This is a genomic window from Rickettsia australis str. Phillips, from assembly GCF_000273745.1.
Lineage (GTDB): Bacteria > Pseudomonadota > Alphaproteobacteria > Rickettsiales > Rickettsiaceae > Rickettsia > Rickettsia australis.
This window is the reverse complement of the sequence record NZ_AKVZ01000032.1, coordinates 1-22,243: the sequence shown is the minus strand read 5'-3', so window position 1 is coordinate 22,243 and position 22,243 is coordinate 1. Positions and strand designations below refer to the sequence as shown.

Here is a 22,243-nt window from a genome sequence, read left to right as displayed (position 1 = left end):
CACAAAAAATTATTTTATGCTAGCACAAAATTTTACACCATTAACATTCCTCCGTTTACGTGGATAGTTTGGCCGGTAATATATGATGCCTGATCGCTTGCTAAAAATGCGACTGCGTTTGCCACGTCTTCCGGCATACCGTAAGTGCCTAGCGGAATTTTTTGTACTATGGCTTCTCTTTGTTGTTCGTTTAGTTTATTGGTCATATCTGATTTAATAAATCCTGGAGCTACTGCATTAACCGTAATCCCTCTGGTTGCAACTTCGTAAGAGAGCGATTTGGTCATACCTATTAAGCCTGCTTTAGAAGCACAATAATTAGCCTGCCCTGGGTTACCTGAAATTCCTACTATTGAAGATATGTTAATAATGCGTCCATATCTATTTTGCATCATTTTTTTTATTGCTTCACGATTTAAAATAAAATTTGCTTTTAAATTAATATCAACAACTTTGTTAAAATCTTCGTCTTTCATTCTAATTGCTAGTGTATCGCTAGTAATACCTGCGTTACATACTAAAATATCTAGCTTTAGTGCTTTAGATATTAAATTGCTGCACTCTTCTTTATCTGCAAGATTACATACTGCTATCGTATAATTATCTTTTAAAACATTTCCAAGGGATTTTAATTTTTCCTCATTACTACCGCTAATAATTACATGACTTCCGAGTTTGTGCAGTAACCTTGCTATAGCTCCGCCTATACCTCCTGAAGCTCCTGTAATTAAAGCAGTTTTAGCTGTTAAATCAATCATTTTCTTCCTCCGTTTGATTAAGATTTATATTAATAATTTTTGACGATTTTTCACGTATTATTTTCTCAATTTCGTTGGAAATTTGTGGATGTTCTTTTAAATATTGTTTGACGTTTTCACGTCCTTGTCCAATGCGTACGTTATTATAGGAAAACCAAGAGCCGGATTTCTCAACAATATCAAGCTTAACTCCAAGATCGATTATCTCACCTTCTTTTGAAATACCTGAACCGTACATTATATCAAAATCTGCAGTTTTAAATGGAAGAGATACTTTGTTTTTGACTACTTTTACTCTAGTTTGGCTGCCTATCACTTCTTCTTTATCTTTAATGGAGCCTATTCTTCTTATATCGATCCTAACAGAGGCATAGAATTTCAAAGCATTACCGCCTGTCGTAGTTTCAGGACTGCCGAACATCACGCCTATTTTCATTCTGATTTGGTTGATGAAAACAGTAATACAATTGGTACGATTAATTGATGCGGTAAGTTTACGGAGTGCCTGGCTCATTAATCTTGCTTGAGAAGCCATTTGGGCATCACCCATCTCGCCCTCAATCTCTGATTTTGGTACTAAAGCCGCAACACTATCTATTATTATCATATCAATACCGCCGGAGCGAATTAAAGTATCAGTAATTTCTAAGGCTTGTTCACCTGTATCAGGCTGCGAAATGATAAGCTCGTCAATATTTACGCCGAGTTTCTTCGCATAAGCAGGGTCTAATGCATGCTCGGCATCAATAAAAGCACATATACCGCCCTTTTTCTGTGCTTCGGCGATTAAATGTAGTGTTAGAGTGGTTTTACCTGAGCTTTCAGGACCAAAAATCTCGATAATTCTGCCTTTAGGAACACCACCGATTCCAAGAGCTATATCTAGCCCCAGTGAGCCGGTAGATACGGCTTCTATATCAACATTCGGACGTTGCCCGAGTTTCATTACCGAACCTTTACCGTAGCTTTTTTCGATTTGCACGAGTGCTGCGGCAATGGCTCTTTCCTTATCTGTATTTGACATAAATTTCCATATTATAAACTTACCAATTAAAATATAAGCTTGAGAAAGAAAAATCAAATTTTATTTATGTTATTTGTGCTTGTAAGATTAAATCTTGACTTCCATGCTAGGTGATGCTTAGATGTTAAATTTACTTGTAGTATCAATGGATGCTACAATTTTGCATGTTGTTATGCCTACTATAATTCTTGATTTAAAACCATATAATTTACAACAATTATGGATAATCAATGCATATACATTAGTATTATCAGGTCTTTTAATTACCGCAGGTGCATTAGGAGATAGATTTTGTTGTAAAAGATTATTACTTTGGAGGCTTTTAGTTTTTTCCATCGCTTCAATGTTAGTTTATGTATTTGATAGCTCATGGGGATTAGCATTATGCCGTGTTTTACTTGGGTTAGGAGGATGAATGATTATGCCTTCCACTTTATCGATGTTGCGTAATATTTTTACTAATACACATGAACGTATGATCGCAATATCCTTGTGGGGAATAATGTCAACCGTAGGAGCAGCTATAGGACCCGTACTAGGGGAGTATTGGTTGAGCTTTTAAGTTGGCAATTTGCATTTTTTATAAATGCACTATTGCATTAGTAATTATTGCTTTTGGCATAGTTTGGATTCCTGAATCATCTAACCATAGTAATGAACCATGGGATTGGATAGGTGTATTTCAATCGTTTTTCGGTATAGCAGCTTTAGTGCAAGGTATTAAGATATATTGGCTAAATACAACTATACAATACTCCTCTTATAAGGACTTTACAATAGTTTAAATAACATTATTGAAATAAATTTATGAGATTTTAAAATAACGAAAACCGCATTCAAAATAGATTCGGTTGCAATTTGTATTACTTCTACTGATAGACTTTGTTGTATGGCTCGCAAAACCCCTATATATCATTCCCGCAAAAGCGGGGATCCAGCATAAAACGAGATAAATCAAGCTTTTAATTTCAAAAATTTTCTGTATTTATATATTTTTTTTCTGGATTCCCGCTTTTGCGGGAATGATATAAAACGAGCCATGTAACAAAACCCTACTTATTACCAAATGAAGAAACAATTTTATTAATTAATGATTCAATATTAATTGCTGATTGAGTATATCTTATCTCTTCATTAGCTGCTAAATTTTCATCATCATTACCAGGTACAATTGAAATATACTTACCTCCAAACAACCCGCTGGTGACTACTTGGGCTTTAGAATCTTTAGGTATTTTAACATCATCATTAATATTTAGATATACACTTGCATAAAAGCTATTCGGATCTAAAGTAATTTTCTTTACACTACCTATCTTTATGCCTGAGATCATTACGTCGCTTCCGACTGCTATACCCTCTGCACTCTGAAAATTAACAGTTACCTGATAACCTTTTGAGCTAGTGATAGAACTACCTGTGTTGTAGGCAAAAATCAAAAATAGCAAAGCAATAATTAATACTATAAAGCCTATAATTGTTTCAATAATGTTCTGTTTCATTGTTTTTTATACTATACTCCTGATAAATGAAGAATTGTATACGAAGTTCTATCTAAGTATACTAATTAATTACGGTTGCCATCTACTATATTTAAGATTTGATGTTTTAGGAGGCTTTTTAACTATTTTATTATTCTTTTGCCATGGAAAAAGCTGGATATTTTTCGGTATCTCATTTACTAAATGATGTAACCAAGTGTGCCAACTTGGCGGAATTTTTGTAGGTTCATTTACATTTTTATAAATAACAAACCTCCTTGAACGCCCTAAATAATCAATACTACGGCTTTCATAATATTGATTCAAAAACTCATCTTCTCCTACTTTTTTGTGAAAAAAAGTAATAAAAAACTTATCTATCCACGACATTTTAAAATTTCTATAGCAGTTTCTCTTCCTTGCACTGCAAGTTTATCAGCAGCAATATTACCGCTATTATTTGCATGACCTTTTACCCATTTCCAAATAATAGTATGTTTACTCAATTCTGCGTATAATTTTTGCCATAAATCGGCATTTTTAACGTGTTCATTGTTGCTTTTACACCAATTATTTTTTATCCAATTATGAATCCAAGCGGTAATTCCCTGTTGTAAATATTTACTATCGGTATAAATCTCAACATTACAAGATTTTTTTAAAATTTTCAATGCTTCAAATGCTGCCGTGATTTCCATACGATTATTAGTTGTATCTAACTCATACCCAAATATTTCTTTACTAGCATCATTAAACTTTAATAAAGCTCCCCATCCTCCGGGACCTGGGTTACCTGCACATGCACCATCAGTATATATAACTACTTTTGAATCCATATATGGGCATTAACTAGGTTTAGAAGAGTTACGAAACTTATCTAATATTATAACATTTTGATTTGGAGATAATGAAGTTTTATAACTTTTATTAGTACTTATTGCATCTTCATGTTGGTGATTTTCTTGTATATTGAACGACTGATTAAAAGTTAGGCTGTAATTATTATTGGAATCAACAAAGCTAATAAGTGCATCAAAAGGTACGTAAATTATTTCTTTAACACCGTCAAAACTCACTGTTAAGGAAAAACCGGTATCATTTACTATTAAATTTTCAAACTGATATTGCAGTACTATTGTTATCTGTTTTGGATATGCCTGTTTAACTTTTGAAGATAAAATGACCGCAGGGTTATCGGTTCTGTATGATATGTATATTAACTGATCCCAATATAAATTTTCATGCTGGATTTTTGTTAGAATTTTTTTCACAAATTCTAGCATATATTCATTCACAAATTTTTTATATTCAATATTCATAAAAGAAAAATAAATAAAAATAGGTCGACAAAGCTTAATTTGTGCAGTTCACGTCATTGCAAGCAAAAACTGTAAGTTTTAATGACGATATCAACCGTTTTTAGGCAATGCCAATTTTTCAAGTTAAACGAGTATACGTATGGGGTTTTTCTGTTGCCCGGCAAACCCCCAGCCGCGTAGGATTAAGCTGCTAGAGCTAAATCTACAGAACGATTATTATCGTTTGCGTTTCTTTGTTTTGACCCATATGGCAAAAGCCATCGGCGGAATCATCCCGAGTAAAAGCAATCTTTTTATTAGGTACGTCGATCCTATTTCGCCCCCATAAAATACTGCTTATCTTTTAAAAATTGCATTTCATTTTATCAAGGATTCGCATCCTTACCTATTAAGTATAGGCTGCGGGTGCTCACCTCTCAAAATAAAATACAATTTTTAAAAGATAAGCAGTATTGATATCGACTGGTATACGAAGTTCATCGAGTATTGGTGGAGGCGTCGGGTACTGCCCCCGAGTCCGCAACCTCTATTCTAAATTACGTTTATTACTATAGCTATACTACTAGCACCAAATATTATGCCTTAATTTGATTAAAATGTAAAGGTCAAATAAGAATTCTAGATTTATATTAAAAATGGACTTATAATAAATGTTTAGAATTCTAAATTAAAAACTTAATGATGCTACCAAATCTTGGAATTATCGCAGGCAGAGGTTCATTACCTTACTTAATAGCATATAACTATACAAAGAAAGGCGGCAAGTGTTATATAGCGGCGATTAAAGACGAAGCTGATATAGATCAAATTAAAGATTTTGAATATAAGATTTTAAAAATCGGTATGGTTGGTGAAGCTATAAGATATTTTAAGGATAATGAGGTACAAAATATTATTTTTATAGGCGGAGTTAATAGACCAAATTTTAAAAATTTATCCGTAGATAAAATAGGTGGTTTATTGCTGTTCAAAATAGTTGGGCAAAAAATTCGAGGAGATGATAATTTGCTAAAAATAGTAGCGGATTTTTTTGAAAGCTACGGTTTTAAAGTAATTTCAAGTAACGAAATATATAAAAATCAACAAGGTAACTCCAATATTATAACCGATACTAACTCTACCAGTTCAGATAAAAATGATATTGAGCTTGGAGTAAAATTATTAAATCATTTAAGTTCATTTGACATCGCACAATCGGTTATAGTTGAAAATGGCTACATACTAGGTATAGAAGCTGCCGAAGGGACGGATAATTTAATAGCGAGATGTGCAGATTTACGTAAAAAATCCCATGAGGGAGTGCTAGTAAAAATACCGAAATTAGGTCAAGATAATAGACTAGATATGCCAACAATTGGTCCTGATACTATAAAGAATCTTGCTAAATATAATTACAAAGGAGTAGCGATTCAGAAAAATAACGTAATTATAGTTGAAGAAGAATTAACTATCAAACTCGCTAATGAACATAAAATTTTTATAACAAAATGTTAGCAATAGGTATTACCGGTAGCTATGCATCGGGGAAAACTTTTATTTTGGATTATTTCGCGGAAAAAGGATATAAAACTTTTTGTGCCGATAGGTGCATAAAAGCATTATATAAAGATTTGAGCGTACAAACTCAAATATTAAAATTACTACCTGAACTTGCATCTTTCAATATCGGAAAAATCAGTAATTTAATTTACAATAACGACCTAGCTAGAGAAAAACTACAAAATTTTATTTACCCATTACTGATAGATAAACTCATTTTATTTAAAAAAGAAAATGCTAATTTCAAATTTGGTTTTGCCGAAATACCGTTGCTTTATGAAGCAAAATTTGATAAATATTTTGATTTTGTCGTAACAATATACTGCTCTGAAGAAATAAGAATGCAAAGAGCGATCACAAGAACTTCATTTGATATAGAGATTTATAATAAAATCAAAAAAATTCAGCTATCACAAGAGAGCAAAATAGCAAAAGCAGATTTTGCTATAAATAGCGGCGTTGATATGTTAGACTTGGAAAAACAAATAGCACAGCTAATTCTCGTCATTGCGAGGAAATTGTAAGCTTGTTGTATGGTACTTATGTCATTCACGCGTAGGTATTGTTCCGTAGACCACCAGTCGTCATTGCGAGAAGAATTACTTAGTAATTCGACGAAGCAATCCAGTTAAAAATTCGGATTTATAGAATTTTTTAATCTTTTTCTGGATTGCCGTGTTGCTCCGCTCCTCGCAATGACGGTTTTGGTATCCACGCAACAACACCCGCTCGCAGTGACAATTTTAAGAGACTAATAAAGGATTTGGAATGTCGAGTTTAAGAGAAATAATTTTAGATACCGAAACTACGGGACTTGACCCACGACAAGGTCACCGAATTGTCGAAATCGGTGCAATTGAAATGATGAACAAGGTATTAACAGGTAGGAATTTTCATTTTTATATTAATCCTGAGCGAGACATGCCGTTTGATGCTTATAGAATTCACGGTATTTCCGGTGAATTTTTAAAGGACAAACCTTTGTTTCATACAATAGCTGATGATTTTTTAGAATTTATTGCAGATAGCAAGCTTGTTATTCATAATGCTCCGTTCGATATTAAATTTCTAAATCACGAATTATCATTATTAAAAAGAGTAGAAATCAAACTTTTAGAACTGTCCAATGCTATAGACACTCTAGTTATGGCTAGAAGTATGTTTCCAGGCTCAAAATATAATCTTGATGCATTATGTAAAAGATTTAAAGTTGATAATTCAGGTAGGCAGCTTCACGGGGCTTTGAAAGATGCGGCATTACTTGCAGAAGTATATGTGGGACTAACGGGTGGTAGACAATCCGCTTTTAAAATGGTTGATAAATCTGCTGGAATAAATAATTTAGCAACTAATCAAGTAAATAGCAAAACAGAGCACGCTACTATTGTTATTAAACCTACAAAAGAAGAGCTGCAAAAACATAAAGAGTTTCTTAGTAGTATTTTAAAAACTGCTTAGTAAAACGTCATTGCGAGGAGCAGTAGGTGACGCGGCAATCCAGAAAATAATGAAAAAAAAATTCTGTAAATCAGAATTTTTAACTGGATTGCTTCGTCAAAACTTACAGTTTTTCCTCGCAATGACAATTATCAACCTTCCTTAAACTTACCTATGAAAACAAATTTCCTTGTACTTATAATCTTTATAGTACTCGTCTCTTTGGGCTTTTGGCAGCTTAGTCGATTAAAAGAAAAGAAGTTATTTTTAGCTTCGATGCAAGCTAATCTAACCTCACCGGCAATTAATTTAGCAGAAATTCAAGACAATTTACCTTATCACAAAGTAAAAATTACCGGTCAATTTTTACCTAATAAAGACATATATTTATATGGTAGAAGGTCAATGTCGAGTGAAAAAGACGGCTATTATTTAGTTACTCCTTTTAAAACCATAGAAGATAAAGTTATTTTAGTAGCACGAGGTTGGTTCAGTAATCGCAATAAAAATATTATCACCCAAGCTACAAACGACCAGCAACATGAGATTATCGGTGTTACTATGCCGTCTGAAAAAACTCGTAGCTACTTACCGGCTAACGATATAAAAAATAATGTGTGGCTAACTTTAGATTTAAAAGAAGCCTCTCAAACCTTAGAATTAAATCTAGAGAATTTTTATATTATCACGGAAGGAAAAGATATTAGCAATCTAGATATTTTATTACCACTTGCGATAAATCATTTAGCAGCAATCAGAAATGACCATTTAGAATATGCCTTAACTTGGTTTGGTCTTGCTATTTCTTTAATCGTAATATATATGATTTATCGGCGTCGTTATATGGCCGTGGATGTCATCCCACGACTTGATCGTGGGATCCAGAAAAATAATTAAAAAGACTGGACCCCGTGGTTAAGCCACGGGGTCCAGTAATCGATATATAAATGAGCAATTTACAACAACAAGCATCCGATCCTAATTATTCTGTTTGGGTATCGGCATCTGCCGGTACAGGTAAAACCAAAATCCTAACCGATCGATTTTTACGTTTGTTAATAACAGGCGCAGAACCTACCAATATTTTATGCCTTACTTTTACTAATGCTGCAGCTATAGAGATGCACGCAAGAATTAATAGTAAGCTTAAACATCTTTCTCTTTGTGATGAAGAAAAATTAGAAAATGAACTCTTCTTAATGAGTGGTAATAAGCCGCTACCTCACGAAATAGAAAACACAAAAACTTTATACGATAAAATACTAAATAGCAACGAGCCTTTAAATATCTATACAATTCATGCGTTTTGTCAAAAAATCCTTAACACTTTTCCTTTAGAAGCAGGTATCACACCGGAATTTAAAATTCTTGAAGAAACTAAATTACAAGATATCTTCCTAAATATCAGAAATGAAATCTACTTAAGTGATGAGCATAATGACTTAATTAAAATTTTACTTAACCGCTTTCATGAAATAACTCTGCAAGATATTTTTACTGAAATAATCGAGCAGAAAATTAAATTCAAGAAGTTATTTACTCATAAAACTATTCCAAATGAAATATATAATAAAAGATTAGCGTTAGGGGAATTAAATAATATTTACGATAAGGTAAAAAACTTATTTGCAGAATATGATTTGGAAATAGAACCGAAAGAAATCTTTTTTACAAAAGATGGAAAAAAACGTAAAAGCCTTTTATCGAAAGAATTAACAAGAAAATATCCTAAATTATTGCTAGAGCTAAAAAAAATTAACTCTGAAATTTACCGTTTAGATGAGTTGCATCGCATAGAGAAGCTAGCATATCATACGAACTTACTTACTAAACTTGCTCATATTATTTTAAAAAAATACGATTCATATAAAGAAGAAAATAATTTACTCGATTACGATGATCTAATTTACTACACCGAAAAATTACTGAATAATAAAACTACGCATGGTTGGTTGTTGCACAAGCTTGAAAACGAGATAAACCACATTCTTGTTGACGAAGCACAGGACACAAGTCCCCCGCAGTGGAATATTATCACTACTTTAATAACAGCGTTTAATGCAGCAGATAAACCAAGTAATAGTACCTTTATCGTTGGTGACGATAAACAGTCCATCTTCAGTTTTCAAGGGGCTGATCTTCATAATTTCAGCTTAGTAAAGGAGCAACTAGAAGCAAACCTTACAAGTGCTAATAAAAAATTCAAAAATATCACCCTTGCATCTTCTTATAGATCATGTGCAGAGATTTTACAATTTACTCATAATGTTTTGAAAAATATAAAATCCAATTACCCTAGTTTATTCCTTGCGGATAATCCTTTAATATCCTCATTTCGTACACATCAAGGTCTAGTGACAATTTGGCCTTTAGTAATGAGTGAAAAACAAGAAGAGCTTTTTTGGGCATTGCCTGAAGATTATGCAAATTCTAAATCTGCTGCTGATTTACTTATAGAAAAAATTGTAAATTTTATACAAGAACAAATAGAAAGCAAAGCAATTTTACCGTCTACCGTAAGCAAAATATCTGCAAAAGATTTCATGATATTAGTAAGAAAGAGAGATGAATTTAGCAATAATCTTATAAAAGAACTTAGTAAAGCTAAGCTTAACGTTGAGATAAGCGATAGAATTAATATTAAAGAAAATCTAACTATAATGGATTTAATGTCCGTGGCTAAATTTGTATTACTACCAGATGATGATTTAAACCTTGCCGGCTTACTAAAATCACCGATTATCGGCATTAATGAAAAGCAATTATACGAACTTCTTGTAAATAAAAACGATAATAGTTTATGGGATAATCTATCTGCTTGTGAAGAAATATATGCTAAGTTAAATTCCCTAATTGAAATTTATAAAATATCGACTGTTGAGAATTTCTTTGATTTAGTGGTGAATAATCTAAATTTACGAGAGATTTACGATGATGATAGTGATGATATGATAAATGAGCTATTAACGTTAAGCAAAAACTATGCAAATGATATAGATAATTCACTGCAAGGATTCGTTGCTTGGTTTGAGAATAACGATATCTACATCAAACGTGATATGGAGCATTCAGATAAAATAAGAGTAATGACCGTCCACGGTTCTAAAGGACTTGAAGCTCCTATTGTTATATTATGCGATTCTACTACTTTGCCGGTAAGTAGCAATCAATTTATTTGGGACAATAAAGGGGAAATGTTCTTCTCTGCTAATATTGTAGATACGCCGGAGTTCTTACAAGAATTAAAAGAAGCTGAAAAATTACAAGATTTGCAAGAATATATCAGACTACTCTATGTTGCAATGACAAGAGCTAAAGACCAGCTAATTATATGCGGTTTTAGTAATAAATCTAACACTCCTGAAAATTGCTGGTATGAAATAGTCAAGCAAACTTTTGATTAACAGCTGCTTTATTAAGTCATTATTCGGCTTTCCAACTCTCCTAAACGTTGCTCGATTCTCTCTATATCTTCTTTTATGACAGGATTTTTTAATAAAAATGCAATTTCATCTTTTAGCATATTTATCTCTTGTTCAGTAGAATCTAATACTATATCGTAGATGCTTTTTTTACCTTGATTTAACACTTAAATGCTCCCAAACTTAAATTGCTCAAGTTTCAACCACCAAAAATTTTGACCTTGGGTTTGGGGGGTTGAGGCGTTCAAAGAACCGTCACAGAACAGTTATAATAGCTTTTAGATTTAAAATTTACACCTTAAACCTTGGACATAGCTACTATCACTCCAACCATGACAAAGTTGAGGAGCATTTTTAAATGGATAATGTAACCATCTGTGATAAAGGACTTCTACACCCAAGAATAACATTACTGCTACTCTTGCGGAAGGTTTTAATTAATTTTTTAAAAAAGTCAATTAGCTATTGTTAAAGAATGGCTGCATGGATTGGAAAATGTCCTTAGTATTATTCCCGCTTTTAGCAATTACTTCCTAGCTTACTCCGAGTTAGTATTAAATAACTGCACTAAATGTATATAAATATCTAGTATTTCAATTTCTTCCTTAGTAAATTTATACGGAGATTTTACATAAATAAGTTTTTGGCGTCTTGCTTCTTTATTTGATCAGGCGGTAAATAAATATATATAATCTATGTGCTTCTTGGTTCTGAGACTCGTTATTAGCATGCAGCACCTCATACAAAGCTGTTATATCTTTTTTTGTTTCATCTAAAAGATGCAGCAACTTCTTCTAACTTGTCTTTAAATAAACTACTGAGCTCCTGATCACCTACTAGCTCTTCCTGCGAAATCATCCTGATATCATCTAATTTCCAATAAGATTTGATATTTTCTAAAAAAGAATTAGCATAATTCTCAGTTCTAGGGCTTTTAAGATTTTTATTCAAATGATTATAAAGCAATTTTTTATCTAGATAAAATTGTATAATACTTAAATTTTTTTCTTTTAAAGTCTTTATCATATTTTGATATTTTAGAAATAACGATTACAGCAAGAAAGATAAAAATACTTATTAACAGAGGATATGAGATATTTAACTGATCAAACATTATTAATTTTATAGAGTTTAGTTTACATTACATAATAGTAGTAACATTTATTTAAATTTCAATTTAACTACTATATCCTAAATTTAAATCATTTATATTTAAATATTGTCATAAGAAAATTAATAAGATTTTTATTGAAACCACTACTTCAGATAGCATAATAATTTATGCATTATAGTAATAATCATACCCTAATAAATCAGATTTAGGAATATCACACTTATATTTATATGAATCTAAATAATCTTGTAATTCATGAACATTTCGTTCTATTTCAATAACATTATTAGATAAAATAACTAAATCTTTTTTATTAACCTCTAGCTTTTCAGATTCCTTGTGCTTTATATTCAGTATTTTCGCTTCTAATTCCTCGTTACTAAATAATTTTTGAAATGCAGCAAGCCACGGACCAAAAGCTGTACTTGCTAACTTTTTTAAAATGTTCTTTTAACTTCATAACTAATTTCCTTGTTTATATTTTCTTAGTTTAATTTATAGTACTAGTTGGAAGTAATCAAGTTATAGAGCTAAGAAAAATTAATACTTTTGTAAAAATTATATGTAGTGTAAAAATTGAAAAACCGTTTTAAAATGCTTAAAATAATTTGACTATTTTAGAAAATTTTAATTAAATCTATTAATAAACTCAATCGATAATACAAAATATGAAAACAGCTTTTATCTTCCCAGGTCAAGGGTCGCAATTGATCGGCATGGGAAAAGATTTTTATGATAATTTTAAACCCGCAAAAGAAACTTTTCAAGTCGTTAATGAAGTACTAAATCGAAAGCTCACTGATATAATTTTTAATGGACCTTCTGAAGCACTTACCTTAACCACTAACGCACAACCGGCATTAATGGTGGTATCTATGGCAATAATAAATATTATCAAGGCTGAAACCGGTAAAAATTTGGATAGTCTTTGCGATTATGCTGCCGGTCATTCGCTAGGTGAATATAGTGCTTTATGTAGTACCGAAAGTATTAGCCTTGAGACAGCAGCAAAGCTACTTCATATACGTAGTACATCTATGCAAGAAGCATGTCCCGAAGGTGAAGGAAGCATGGCAGCTTGTATCAATATTCCACTTCAAAAGCTTGAAGAAATATTAGAAGATATCAACAAAATAAATTTATGCCAAATTGCCAACGATAATATCGAAGGACAAATAGTTATTAGCGGCAAAACCACAGCTATCGATCATGCTATTAGTATAATTAAAGATTTAGGTTATAAAGTGATAAAACTGAAAGTCAGTGCTCCATTTCATTGTAGCTTAATGAAGCCGGCAGAAGAAAAAATGCGAGTAGCTCTTGATCAATCTGTAATTAATAAGCCTATAATACCGATAATCCAAAATTATACCGCAAAACCTACTCTAGATCCTACAAAAATCAAACAAAATTTAATTCTTCAGATATGTAGACGAGTTAGATGGCGTGAAACTTTAAAGCTGTTTAATCAGCTAGACGTAGCACATATAGTAGAAATAGGGGCAGGAAACGTACTAACCAATATGCTACGGAAAATTAATTATCCATATAAATTAAGTAATATTAGTAATTTAGAAGAACTACAGAATTTTTTAGATAACGTTAGCAAATAACACCTCTAATAACTTCTGATTTATACAGCTTTTAAATTAACTCAATAATATTATTATATAAAAATTAGTTTTAGTTTTTTAAGCAATTGCTAGAATTATTAACTAGTGATTGGTAGAGCTATTTAGATAAGGTAATATAGGGTTATGAAAATTTAGCTTTAACAGATACTAATGATACATTTTTAAAAGAAGAATGTTTCAGAAAAATTACTCTTATTAAAGGATGCATTAAAGAAGGTGAATACCCATGGTATGTTGTTCCTTTTGATAAAATAGATAATGCAAGTTTACTACTTACCAATATTCATATACTAGAGCTTGATTATCTAAATCACAATACGGTAAAAGCAGTAAAAATATGCTGCAAAATAATTTCAAAGATATATAATCCGAAAAGTGATATTATTGCTCACTATGAAGAATCTATAATTAAAAACTATACAATAATAGATAAAATAGCCAAAGGGCAAGTTATTACCTTTGAAGATTTAAATATTAAATATGTAGATCACACGGATGAAGAGTTAAAATATATAGGTAATATAGTAAATGATATTAGAAAACTAGATGGTGAGCTAGTAGCAGATATATCAAATATCACCAAAATTTAGATAACCTCAACTTTATAGTACCATTGACGCATTATGAATTAGATTACCAGCCTAAAAATTATAATAATTTTGTCGATATTAAAGCAATAACTTGGAATAGATTTTTAGTAAAATATCAGAAATTATTTAATAATCTTAGAGAAGAATATTCAGCAATACTATTTAGAATTTGTAGCGATAATGATGATTTTGTGAAATTGTTAATTTCAGACTCTTGTCATCTGAGTTTAAACAAACGAAACGAAATTATAAAGTACTTAGTAGATAAATATAACAATAATACCTAATTTATTTGTCCTGTAGCCGTACAACTTTTTAATATTTGTAACGATAAAGATGGTTGGGTAAAGCTTCTAACTGTAAGCTCTTACAATCTTAGCCTACAAAAACGAGTCGAAATTATAGAGTACCTAATAGGGAAATATAAAAACGATATCAAATCTATTTATTATATAACCGAGCAACTTTTTAATATTTGTGAGGATAACACAACTATTGCAACTACAAAAATAGAGGCTGAGCATTGTTATAAATATATTAAACATGTCTGTAGTTGGGATGGTTTACCTGGTGATTGGGATATTAAGTTTAAGGGACTGCTCGGTTATGATACGGCAGCTTTAATTATTGGCTATTCTGTCAAGCCGGGAAATGATTCTATTTAGTTAGAAACATTATAAAATAATTCTAGAAATTTTATAATTTAGATGATATAAAGTTAAGCCATAACCGGAGAGATGGCCGAGTGGCCGAAGGCGGCGGTTTGCTAAACCGTTATACGGGTCATACCGTATCGAGGGTTCGAATCCCTCTCTCTCCGCCAGCTCTATGCTCTTTTATTTTCTTTATAATGCTTAGTATATTTATCTAGTAACATCCTAATCATTTTTTGATAAGGGACATGTGCAGTTGCTGCTTCTGATTTAAAGAATTCTACGCTCTCTTTACTTAAAGAAATGGTTACCTTTACAGAATCATCTTTTAATAACAGTTCTCTAGGATGTGGTAAGCAATCTTTTACTATTGTTACTTTCCCTATTCCCTCATCAGTGTATTTTATTTTCTTGCTCATAAATTCTCTTACCTTTACGCCAGTATCCTGCTCCAAAAATTCTTATATGATTACCTCAAAACATAAAACTGACTGTGAAAATATTACCATCAACTTGACCTAAACAAAAATATCTTTTTTCTGTAATACTATGGTCTATATCCTCAAGAATTATCCTTTGTATATCTAGAAAAGCTTTTTGAGTTGCATCAAAGCTTACATTATGCTTCTCAATATTAATATTATTTTTTTTCTTCGTTCCATTCAAAAGCATAATGCTTTTTTAACTTTTAATTGATTAATACTTAATTCTATAATAAATGTCCATATATTTATATAGGTAATAAACCATATTTTAAAATTAATCGTTTTCAAAGTAGACATAACAAAACTTAAGTGTAGCCTGAATCAAGGCTAATCTATACTCGTTAAAGGTGCGCATAACCTACCATGCACCCTGCCAGCGTCTGGACAGTTAGCCAATTCTTGTAGTTGATCTTCCGGGAAAGCCAAGGAGTAATCAAGGTTTTCGCCTTTCAAATTTAGGTTCGCAAATACAAATTATCGCCCTATTGCCTTTATTTAATAAGGAAATTAGATTTACATGCAAAATGTCTTTTCATACCTATTTGCTTTAAAAGATCAATTGCAGCTGCTGACCATTTTAAATATCCTAAATAAACATGCCAATGAACGGCTACCTCATTTTCATCAAGATTAATGTTGAGTTCAATACCGAGTTCTTTTTTATATAGCTTTTTAAACTGTGCATCTTTCGAGAACAAAAGCTTGTCTTGCTCATCAAGCCGGCAACTAAAATTACCTTTTTTATCTGTATTACTGCTAATAATTTCAAAATATTTATTTAAATTTTCGTTTTTATTGGGAGTCAGTACTTCAATAATCTTCCATACATCTAAAATAGATTTGATTTGCTCATCGGATTGATTGTACATAAAAAGAAGTTTACACTTAAAATAGAAATATCCTAAATATGAAACTAGAAGAAGTAAACAACTTTTTAATGTTACTATTTACAGTATATAAAGATGTGTATAATTAACAAAATTATCGCCAAATTATTAATGATTTTTAATAAAACTTTATTATCTTTTACAAATTCATTTAATATATTTCCTTAACCTAAACAGGATATAATAAATGCAAAATAATAAGGAAATTATTAAATATATAGTGTTATAGCATTTGGTATTCTTAGAATCCTATAAATTGGTCACCAATCATGCAATTAGCTACCTTAAGTTATATATTGTCTTGTTTAATTGATTGGAATGCCGCATATCCAATTGAAGATGCATAAATAATAAATAATGGCCAGGAATGGCTTAAAAACAATCAAACTTATACCTTTTATAATACACAATTTCCATCTTCTCGTTATATGGAACTTGCAAAAGAGATACTTCGTATGCCTAAAAATATTTCATAAATTTGATGATGAGAATTACGTAATGAAGCGTTAGCCTCTCATAAACTCATAAATAACTTTTCTAATTTATTGAAGTATTTTAAATTAACTCCTCTTATAGATCCTACTGATTTCAATCCTAACTATTTTATGGTATAGAGTTTGGCAAAAAATTTGGGGAATATTCCTAAATATTTCGGTAGAAAGTTAAAGCATGCTTGTAATAACATAGAAGAAGCAGAGAATTATTTGGAGAGTTATGAACCGGAGGCATTCTCTAACTCTTCTGCGTTCCATGAGTTTATAAATACAATCACGCATTGTAATGATGTTAGGTTGTAGAGATATTAAATCAGATATATTTTAATAACAAACTGTAGTTACCTTCAATAGCAAGTTACTTTCGTAATTGGCATTGCTCAATAACTATAGATATTTTTGAAAGTCTCCGTCATTGTGAGGAAATTACGAAGTAATTGACGAAGCAAGGAAGTATAAAAATGCTAATTTGTAGCATTTTTTTAATTATTTTTCTGGATTGCCGCGCTCCTTGCAGTCGCTTGCAATGACGAAATCTATATTTATTGAGCAATACCTCGTAATTTGCTATTGATTCAAAAACTGTAACAGCATATTTAACTTGCATTTAAACTGCTTCAACGCACATAGCCATACCCATACCGCCTCCGATACATAAGGTGACTAAGCCTTTTTTAGCTTTAGCTCTTCTTAAAGAGTGTATCAGAGTTATAAGAACACGTCCGCCGCTTGCCCCAATCGGATGCCCGATTGCTATTGCACCGCCATTTATGTTAACCTTATCCATATCCCATTTCATTTCACGGTTTACATAAATACTTTGAGCAGCAAACGCTTCATTAACCTCGATAACTTCCAAATCATTAACGCTCCAACCTGCTTTACTTAAAGCCTTTTGGGCGGCAGGCACGGGGGCAGTACCCATAATACTTGGATCAACACCGGCTGAAGCATAAGAAACAATACGAGCTAGCGGCATCAAATTATGCTTTTTCAATGCTTCTTCAGAAACTACCATAAGGCATGCCGCACCGTCATTGATTGAAGAAGCATTACCCGCCGTAACTATGCCGCTTTTATCAAAAGCAGGACATAATTTACTCAGAATTTCAAGGCTTGTATCATGTCTTACTGTTTCATCATGTTCAAACAAACTAGTAGTTTTTTTTACCGTTACTTCGATAGGTAAAATTTCATCTTTAAAAATTCCGGCTAGCTGTGCTTTAGATGCTTTCTTGTGAGAACTTAAAGCAAATTCATCTTGCTCTTGTCTACTAATATTAAACTGTTTCGAGATATTTTCGGCAGTAATGCCCATAAATACTCCTGAAAATACATCAGTTAGTCCGTCATACTGCATTAGATCAACCATTTTAATATCGCCGAATTTAGCTCCTGCTCTGATATAGCTACCGTGCATACCGAGCGACATATTCTCTTGCCCACCTGCTATAACTAGCTCATTATCACCAGTCATAATCGAATTTGCTGCAAGTGCTACGCTTTTAAGACCTGAGCCACATACTTTATTAATCGTATAACCCGGCACTTCTTTAGGTATCCCCGCATGAATCAGAGTTTGCCTCGCCGGATTCTGCCCGCTACCGCCTGTTATTACTTGTCCAAGTATTACCTCACCTACTAAAGCTGGATCGATTTTGCTGTTTTGTATCATATCTTTTATTAAATGAGCAGCTAGCATTGGTGCTGAAGTCGTGCTAAGACTACCCATAAACGAGCCGAACGCCGTCCTTTTCGCATAAGTTATATAAACCGGTTTTGTCATAATGTGTATACTCCAAGTGAATGAATAATAGGTATACGAAGATCAACTTCAAAAAGAGCTAGGCATTCAAAGTCCTCGGAGCGGAGCGAGTAATACGTGCGCACCGCAGCTCTTATAGAAGTTCTATCTAAGTATACTCCTTAAATAATTTATCTAATTTACTATTTATCAAATAGCTAATATGCCCGCCTTTTACTTCTATCAGTTTAGAGTTTTTTAATAATTTTTGCAAAGATAAAATGGAAGATTTAGGCACTATTTGATCATCTTCCGCTGCTACTATATATACAGGGCAATCGATTAAACTCGGATCAATAATAAAATTAGACCTCTTCGGACACTCTACTTCTAGAGGTAATTTGTACGTTGATCCGGTGCTCGCATCCTCACGTATGTTTATATACGCTGCGGTGCTGCGTTCCGTGTCTCCTCCAAATTCCTCTCTATAAGCGAATTTCTGAAGAGGTCTATTATCAATTTGCCATTTAAGATTTATAAACATATTTTTATCCAATATATTTTGTATTATTTGATTATAAACCCCTTTAGATATATTATTCCCTGACATAAGCCAATGTTCTATTCTAAATGCTAATTCTTGCTCCTGATCGGAAGTTATAGAGAAGAATTTTTTTAATTTAGCATTGAAATAGTTAGGAAATAACAGAAAAAATAAAATTTGAATATGAATTTTAGGAATTATAGGTAAATTTTCTATGCCACGATCTAGTTTTAAATATCGATGCAACATTCTTATATGAAAAAAATGAGAAAAATCCCACGGGCAGGTAAGTAAAGTCAGAGTTTTTATAAATTTAGGCATAAGTACATTTGTGGCTATCGCAAGGTTACCGCCGATACAATGACCTATGCAATTAATGTCTTTAATTTTCAAACTATCTATTACTTCAATTATTTTATGCACATAGTCGTCTAGTAAATATTTAGGTTCCTCAATCTCTAGCCAATCTATTAAATAAACTTCACCGTAGTTCCTCAAATTTTCAATAAAATTTTTGCCACGAGCTAGAAAAAATATTTCCGGTGAGTTGAAGATAGAGGGGATGATTAGGAAAGTATGCTTGTCATCTCTGTATCTGTTTATGTCATTCACACGAAAGCGGGAACTCATCTTATGATTAGCTCTAGACTCCCGCTTTCGCGGGAATGACAAGGAGGGCATTGAGGATAACGCCGAGTAATACAACACCCTATAATGCTCTGTTTGCATTACTATTTTAGTGGATTCTAAATATTTATTACCTAGCTTATGTGCCTTTGTATAATTATTATAAAGGTCAAAATATTCCTGTAGTTTATTACTATCTAGCATTGCGAGTATGTTATTTTATGACTAAATTATTGACAAAAGACTAAATATATTATATAAGTCCAGCACCTTCAAAGTACAATAAACAGTATACCATCTCTCAGATGCTATCTGTAAATATATTTTCATAAAATCTGAGGTTCTGTGTACTTTATAATCATTAATTATACAGTACACAGAACCTAGAGTACTTAAGTTTTTTTTTTGTCCTTAGGGATTTATAATGCTAAGTACCTCATCACGATCGTTTAAAAGCAAATTCAGAGCGGCATTTTGGCCTGTGCATAATTACGAACTCGGAAAGTTTATTCCGATGAGTGCCTTAATGTTTTGTATTTTATTTAATCAAAATGTTTTACGAATCTTAAAAGATAGTATTTTAATTTCCGAGATTAGTGCAGAAATAGCAGGTTTTGCTAAAGTTTATTGTGTTACGCCTGCTGCTGCTTTATTCGTGATTATTTATGCTAAAATGATTAATCATCTTACTTTTGAAAAGATCTTTTATTATTTAAGTGCATTTTTCATCAGCTTTTTTGTTTTATTTGCCTTTGTTATTTATCCTAATATTCATATTTTTCATGTACATCCCGATAATCTAGCTGACTGGATGGAACGCTATCCTCATTTTAAGTGGTATATCTCATTAGTAGGTAATTGGGGTTATATAGTATATTATAGTCTTGCCGAGCTTTGGCCTAATATTTTTTACGTATTATTATTTTGGCAGTTTGCTAATGAACTTACTACCACCGAAGAAGCAAAAAGATTTTATACTCTCTTTTCGTTATTCGGCAACTCTTCTTTAATATTAGTCGGCTTTTTAATGATGAATCTATCATCGGAAGATACTATTATTAAGAAGTTTATGAGTATTTCGGATAGTAAAATCACTTTAGTTCAGGTATCCACGACAATTGTTGCTATCGTTGCTATTGTTTATTGTTTATTAGTGAGATTTATTAGCAAGAACGTTTTTACTAACCCATTATTTTATGCCAAAGCAAAAAGCGGTAGATCAACTTCAGAACGGATGGGACTGATTAAAAGTTTTAAATATATTGTGAAATCAAAATATTTATGGCTACTTTTAATTTGTTCGGCAGCTTTCGGATTTGCTATTAACTTAGTCGAAGCCGTATGGAAAGCAAAAATTAAGGAATTATATCCGACTGTAAATACCTATGCTGAATTTAACAGTTTGTATATACTTTGGACAGGCGTTGCAATAATGGTTATGACCATCATCGGTAATAACGTTATGCGTATGCATAACTGGTTTGCAGCAGCAGTTATTTCACCAGTTATAATAATGGTGACCGGCATTTTATTCTTTGTACTTATAGTATTTGATCAACAAATTTTATCATTATTTGATGGAGCAATTTTAATGTCACCTCTTGCTCTTGCCGTTTCGATCGGCGGTATTCAAAATATTTTAGCTAAAGGTACTAAATATTCTATATGGGATACTTCAAGAGAAATGTTATATATCCCTCTTGATGAGGAGCTTAAAACCAAAGGCAAAGCAGCGGTTGACGTAATAAGTGCAAAAGTCGGCAAATCCTCTAGCGGTCTTGTACAATCTATTATTTTTACCTTAGTGCCGACTGCTACTTTTACCTCAATCTCACCAATTCTAATGGTGGTATTTACTTTCGTATGCCTTGCTTGGATTTATGCAGTAAGGAAAATATATTTTGAATATCAAAAAATAGCATAATGATACTTATGTTGCCTACGTGATTCGATTTTCTTGTCATTGTAAGCGATTGTATGTGTTGTTGCGTGGATCGGTTTTTTCTTCTGTCATCCCGCGACTTGACCGCGGGATCTAGGAAAAATAGACAAATAATATATGCTAAAAGTTGTTTTTCTGGATACCGTGGTCAAACTACGGTATGACACCGAGCGTATTTTTTCGATCCATGCAATAAGGCTGCGACTGTAAGGAGCGTGGCAATCTCAAGAATCATATATTACTTGCTTTATGAGATTATCACGTCGATGTTATGCATCTCCTCGCAATGACGTCTCAATATCTACAATAAAGCCCTTTTTAACTAGGCACCCTGCAGCATAAAACTATCGATTTTACTATGAATCAATCTCTCCTAAAGCTTTAGTCTCTATATTATCTAAGAAAATCTCAAAATCCTTTAAGATATTTTCAACATCTTGTAAGATAGAAGCAAATTCTTCTTTACTTTGAGAAGAAGGTGGTTTAAATGAAGTTAGGGTAACTTTTTCACTCTTTATAAAATTATGAAGCTAATCCTTAAGTGTAATG

At 32.1% G+C, this 22,243-nt stretch carries 25 protein-coding genes, 1 tRNA gene, 1 other RNA gene and 2 pseudogenes; 14 read left to right on the top strand and 15 right to left on the bottom strand.

The window, feature by feature from the left end; all coding sequences use genetic code 11:
* Positions 1 to 32 precede the first annotated feature (32 nt).
* Together fabG and recA are read right to left on the bottom strand one after the other, a co-directional pair.
* On the bottom strand, positions 33 to 758 hold the full coding sequence (gene fabG, locus A452_RS0105720) for a 3-oxoacyl-ACP reductase FabG (protein ID WP_014412311.1): 726 nt from the start codon (positions 756 to 758) through the stop codon (positions 33 to 35).
* On the bottom strand, positions 751 to 1,782 hold the full coding sequence (gene recA, locus A452_RS0105715) for a recombinase RecA (RefSeq protein WP_014412312.1): 1,032 nt from the start codon (positions 1,780 to 1,782) through the stop codon (positions 751 to 753). Before recA ends, fabG begins: the two co-directional genes overlap by 8 nt.
* Positions 1,783 to 1,903: 121 nt before the next feature.
* Between recA and A452_RS10890 the strand changes: the two genes are divergently transcribed.
* The 3 genes from A452_RS10890 to A452_RS08580 are packed head-to-tail and all read left to right on the top strand — an operon-like array spanning position 1,904 to position 2,567.
* Positions 1,904 to 2,197, top strand: coding sequence for an MFS transporter (locus A452_RS10890; RefSeq protein WP_014412313.1), 294 nt, complete (start codon positions 1,904 to 1,906; stop codon positions 2,195 to 2,197).
* Entirely contained in the window at positions 2,198 to 2,344 is a 147-nt protein-coding gene (locus A452_RS12235; protein WP_017208647.1) for a hypothetical protein, read from the top strand.
* A 1-nt stretch (position 2,345) separates the two neighbouring features.
* Entirely contained in the window at positions 2,346 to 2,567 is a 222-nt protein-coding gene (locus A452_RS08580) for a hypothetical protein (protein WP_014412314.1), read from the top strand.
* Positions 2,568 to 2,834: 267 nt separating this feature from the next.
* On the opposite strand, the gene mlaD is transcribed toward A452_RS08580, so the two are convergent.
* The 5 genes from mlaD to ssrA all read right to left on the bottom strand — a co-directional run bounded on the left by mlaD (position 2,835) and on the right by ssrA (position 5,189).
* Positions 2,835 to 3,284 carry an outer membrane lipid asymmetry maintenance protein MlaD gene (gene mlaD, locus A452_RS0105695; protein ID WP_014412315.1) on the bottom strand — a complete coding sequence of 150 codons (450 nt, stop codon included), beginning with the start codon at positions 3,282 to 3,284 and terminating at the stop codon, positions 2,835 to 2,837.
* Between the two features lie 69 nt (positions 3,285 to 3,353).
* On the bottom strand, positions 3,354 to 3,653 hold the full coding sequence (locus A452_RS0105690) for an NADH-ubiquinone oxidoreductase subunit NDUFA12 family protein (RefSeq protein WP_014412316.1): 300 nt from the start codon (positions 3,651 to 3,653) through the stop codon (positions 3,354 to 3,356).
* Positions 3,641 to 4,099 (bottom strand): ribonuclease HI, encoded by a 459-nt coding sequence (rnhA, locus tag A452_RS0105685; RefSeq protein ID WP_014412317.1) that lies wholly within the window; start codon positions 4,097 to 4,099, stop codon positions 3,641 to 3,643. Before rnhA ends, A452_RS0105690 begins: the two co-directional genes overlap by 13 nt.
* Before the next feature lie 9 nt (positions 4,100 to 4,108).
* Positions 4,109 to 4,582: an SspB family protein gene (locus A452_RS0105680; protein WP_014412318.1), complete on the bottom strand. Its 474-nt coding sequence runs from the start codon at positions 4,580 to 4,582 to the stop codon at positions 4,109 to 4,111.
* A gap of 138 nt (positions 4,583 to 4,720) precedes the next feature.
* Positions 4,721 to 5,189, bottom strand: a transfer-messenger RNA (tmRNA) gene (ssrA, locus tag A452_RS10000).
* A gap of 74 nt (positions 5,190 to 5,263) precedes the next feature.
* On the opposite strand from ssrA, the gene A452_RS0105675 reads away from it, so the two are divergent.
* From A452_RS0105675 to A452_RS0105655, 5 genes are all read left to right on the top strand, one after another.
* A complete protein-coding gene (locus A452_RS0105675) occupies positions 5,264 to 6,076 on the top strand; it encodes an LpxI family protein (RefSeq protein ID WP_014412319.1) in 813 nt (270 codons plus the stop codon).
* Entirely contained in the window at positions 6,070 to 6,645 is a 576-nt protein-coding gene (gene coaE / locus A452_RS0105670) for a dephospho-CoA kinase (RefSeq protein WP_014412320.1), read from the top strand. The genes A452_RS0105675 and coaE overlap by 7 nt, the downstream gene beginning before the upstream one ends.
* A 244-nt stretch (positions 6,646 to 6,889) precedes the next feature.
* Positions 6,890 to 7,579, top strand: coding sequence for a DNA polymerase III subunit epsilon (gene dnaQ, locus A452_RS0105665; protein ID WP_014412321.1), 690 nt, complete (start codon positions 6,890 to 6,892; stop codon positions 7,577 to 7,579).
* Between the two features lie 153 nt (positions 7,580 to 7,732).
* Complete coding sequence (locus A452_RS0105660; protein ID WP_014412322.1) at positions 7,733 to 8,455, top strand: SURF1 family protein; 723 nt, start codon at positions 7,733 to 7,735, stop codon at positions 8,453 to 8,455.
* A 50-nt stretch (positions 8,456 to 8,505) separates the two neighbouring features.
* Positions 8,506 to 10,962, top strand: a complete 2,457-nt coding sequence (locus A452_RS0105655; protein WP_014412323.1) for a UvrD-helicase domain-containing protein — start codon at positions 8,506 to 8,508, stop codon at positions 10,960 to 10,962.
* 11 nt (positions 10,963 to 10,973) lie between these two features.
* Here the strand turns inward: A452_RS0105655 and A452_RS11205 are convergent, their stop codons facing one another.
* From A452_RS11205 to A452_RS12860, 3 genes and pseudogenes are all read right to left on the bottom strand, one after another.
* Positions 10,974 to 11,147, bottom strand: a complete 174-nt coding sequence (locus tag A452_RS11205) for a DUF5320 domain-containing protein (RefSeq protein WP_014412324.1) — start codon at positions 11,145 to 11,147, stop codon at positions 10,974 to 10,976.
* A 601-nt stretch (positions 11,148 to 11,748) separates the two neighbouring features.
* A complete protein-coding gene (locus A452_RS12230) occupies positions 11,749 to 11,946 on the bottom strand; it encodes a hypothetical protein (protein ID WP_231290011.1) in 198 nt (65 codons plus the stop codon).
* 313 nt (positions 11,947 to 12,259) lie between these two features.
* Positions 12,260 to 12,554, bottom strand: a pseudogene (locus tag A452_RS12860) (hypothetical protein).
* 208 nt (positions 12,555 to 12,762) lie between these two features.
* On the opposite strand from A452_RS12860, the gene fabD reads away from it, so the two are divergent.
* The 4 genes and pseudogenes from fabD to A452_RS0105630 all read left to right on the top strand — a co-directional run bounded on the left by fabD (position 12,763) and on the right by A452_RS0105630 (position 15,141).
* Positions 12,763 to 13,707, top strand: coding sequence for an ACP S-malonyltransferase (gene fabD / locus A452_RS0105640; protein WP_014412327.1), 945 nt, complete (start codon positions 12,763 to 12,765; stop codon positions 13,705 to 13,707).
* A gap of 358 nt (positions 13,708 to 14,065) precedes the next feature.
* Positions 14,066 to 14,318: pseudogene (locus A452_RS12855) on the top strand (hypothetical protein).
* 23 nt (positions 14,319 to 14,341) lie between these two features.
* Positions 14,342 to 14,605, top strand: a complete 264-nt coding sequence (locus A452_RS0105635; protein ID WP_014412328.1) for a hypothetical protein — start codon at positions 14,342 to 14,344, stop codon at positions 14,603 to 14,605.
* A gap of 444 nt (positions 14,606 to 15,049) precedes the next feature.
* A tRNA-Ser gene (locus A452_RS0105630) sits at positions 15,050 to 15,141 on the top strand.
* A gap of 3 nt (positions 15,142 to 15,144) precedes the next feature.
* Here the strand turns inward: A452_RS0105630 and A452_RS0105625 are convergent.
* The 3 genes from A452_RS0105625 to A452_RS0105615 form a co-directional block, all read right to left on the bottom strand.
* The gene (locus tag A452_RS0105625; RefSeq protein WP_025999589.1) at positions 15,145 to 15,390 is read right to left on the bottom strand and encodes a hypothetical protein; all 246 of its coding nucleotides are present in this window, start codon (positions 15,388 to 15,390) and stop codon (positions 15,145 to 15,147) included.
* Between the two features lie 55 nt (positions 15,391 to 15,445).
* The gene (locus tag A452_RS0105620) at positions 15,446 to 15,643 is read right to left on the bottom strand and encodes a BrnT family toxin (protein WP_014412330.1); all 198 of its coding nucleotides are present in this window, start codon (positions 15,641 to 15,643) and stop codon (positions 15,446 to 15,448) included.
* A 304-nt stretch (positions 15,644 to 15,947) separates the two neighbouring features.
* Positions 15,948 to 16,325 (bottom strand): hypothetical protein, encoded by a 378-nt coding sequence (locus A452_RS0105615; protein WP_014412331.1) that lies wholly within the window; start codon positions 16,323 to 16,325, stop codon positions 15,948 to 15,950.
* 635 nt (positions 16,326 to 16,960) lie between these two features.
* Here A452_RS0105615 and A452_RS10885 point away from each other — a divergent pair.
* Complete coding sequence (locus A452_RS10885; protein WP_081497750.1) at positions 16,961 to 17,140, top strand: hypothetical protein; 180 nt, start codon at positions 16,961 to 16,963, stop codon at positions 17,138 to 17,140.
* A gap of 304 nt (positions 17,141 to 17,444) precedes the next feature.
* On the opposite strand, the gene A452_RS0105610 is transcribed toward A452_RS10885, so the two are convergent.
* Together A452_RS0105610 and A452_RS08570 are read right to left on the bottom strand one after the other, a co-directional pair.
* Positions 17,445 to 18,623 carry an acetyl-CoA C-acetyltransferase gene (locus A452_RS0105610; RefSeq protein WP_014412332.1) on the bottom strand — a complete coding sequence of 393 codons (1,179 nt, stop codon included), beginning with the start codon at positions 18,621 to 18,623 and terminating at the stop codon, positions 17,445 to 17,447.
* A 127-nt stretch (positions 18,624 to 18,750) separates the two neighbouring features.
* The gene (locus A452_RS08570; protein ID WP_025999588.1) at positions 18,751 to 19,956 is read right to left on the bottom strand and encodes a palindromic element RPE1 domain-containing protein; all 1,206 of its coding nucleotides are present in this window, start codon (positions 19,954 to 19,956) and stop codon (positions 18,751 to 18,753) included.
* A 220-nt stretch (positions 19,957 to 20,176) separates the two neighbouring features.
* Between A452_RS08570 and tlc5 the strand changes: the two genes are divergently transcribed.
* Positions 20,177 to 21,676, top strand: coding sequence for a GTP/GDP exchange transporter Tlc5 (gene tlc5, locus A452_RS0105600; RefSeq protein WP_014412334.1), 1,500 nt, complete (start codon positions 20,177 to 20,179; stop codon positions 21,674 to 21,676).
* The last annotated feature ends 567 nt before the right edge of the window (positions 21,677 to 22,243 follow it).

Excerpts from the sequence above, each read along its gene's own strand:
- fabG (WP_014412311.1), bottom strand. The coding sequence starts at position 758 with ATGATTGATTTAACAGCTAAAACTGCTTTAATTACAGGAGCTTCAGGA.
- recA (WP_014412312.1), bottom strand. The coding sequence starts at position 1,782 with ATGTCAAATACAGATAAGGAAAGAGCCATTGCCGCAGCACTCGTGCAA.
- A452_RS10890 (WP_014412313.1), top strand. The coding sequence starts at position 1,904 with ATGTTAAATTTACTTGTAGTATCAATGGATGCTACAATTTTGCATGTT.
- A452_RS12235 (WP_017208647.1), top strand. The coding sequence starts at position 2,198 with ATGATTATGCCTTCCACTTTATCGATGTTGCGTAATATTTTTACTAAT.
- mlaD (WP_014412315.1), bottom strand. The coding sequence starts at position 3,284 with ATGAAACAGAACATTATTGAAACAATTATAGGCTTTATAGTATTAATT.
- A452_RS0105690 (WP_014412316.1), bottom strand. The coding sequence starts at position 3,653 with ATGTCGTGGATAGATAAGTTTTTTATTACTTTTTTTCACAAAAAAGTA.
- rnhA (WP_014412317.1), bottom strand. The coding sequence starts at position 4,099 with ATGGATTCAAAAGTAGTTATATATACTGATGGTGCATGTGCAGGTAAC.
- A452_RS0105680 (WP_014412318.1), bottom strand. The coding sequence starts at position 4,582 with ATGAATATTGAATATAAAAAATTTGTGAATGAATATATGCTAGAATTT.
- A452_RS0105675 (WP_014412319.1), top strand. The coding sequence starts at position 5,264 with ATGCTACCAAATCTTGGAATTATCGCAGGCAGAGGTTCATTACCTTAC.
- coaE (WP_014412320.1), top strand. The coding sequence starts at position 6,070 with ATGTTAGCAATAGGTATTACCGGTAGCTATGCATCGGGGAAAACTTTT.
- dnaQ (WP_014412321.1), top strand. The coding sequence starts at position 6,890 with ATGTCGAGTTTAAGAGAAATAATTTTAGATACCGAAACTACGGGACTT.
- A452_RS0105660 (WP_014412322.1), top strand. The coding sequence starts at position 7,733 with ATGAAAACAAATTTCCTTGTACTTATAATCTTTATAGTACTCGTCTCT.
- A452_RS0105655 (WP_014412323.1), top strand. The coding sequence starts at position 8,506 with ATGAGCAATTTACAACAACAAGCATCCGATCCTAATTATTCTGTTTGG.
- fabD (WP_014412327.1), top strand. The coding sequence starts at position 12,763 with ATGAAAACAGCTTTTATCTTCCCAGGTCAAGGGTCGCAATTGATCGGC.
- A452_RS0105625 (WP_025999589.1), bottom strand. The coding sequence starts at position 15,390 with ATGAGCAAGAAAATAAAATACACTGATGAGGGAATAGGGAAAGTAACA.
- A452_RS0105620 (WP_014412330.1), bottom strand. The coding sequence starts at position 15,643 with ATGCTTTTGAATGGAACGAAGAAAAAAAATAATATTAATATTGAGAAG.
- A452_RS0105615 (WP_014412331.1), bottom strand. The coding sequence starts at position 16,325 with ATGTACAATCAATCCGATGAGCAAATCAAATCTATTTTAGATGTATGG.
- A452_RS0105610 (WP_014412332.1), bottom strand. The coding sequence starts at position 18,623 with ATGACAAAACCGGTTTATATAACTTATGCGAAAAGGACGGCGTTCGGC.
- A452_RS08570 (WP_025999588.1), bottom strand. The coding sequence starts at position 19,956 with ATGCTAGATAGTAATAAACTACAGGAATATTTTGACCTTTATAATAAT.
- tlc5 (WP_014412334.1), top strand. The coding sequence starts at position 20,177 with ATGCTAAGTACCTCATCACGATCGTTTAAAAGCAAATTCAGAGCGGCA.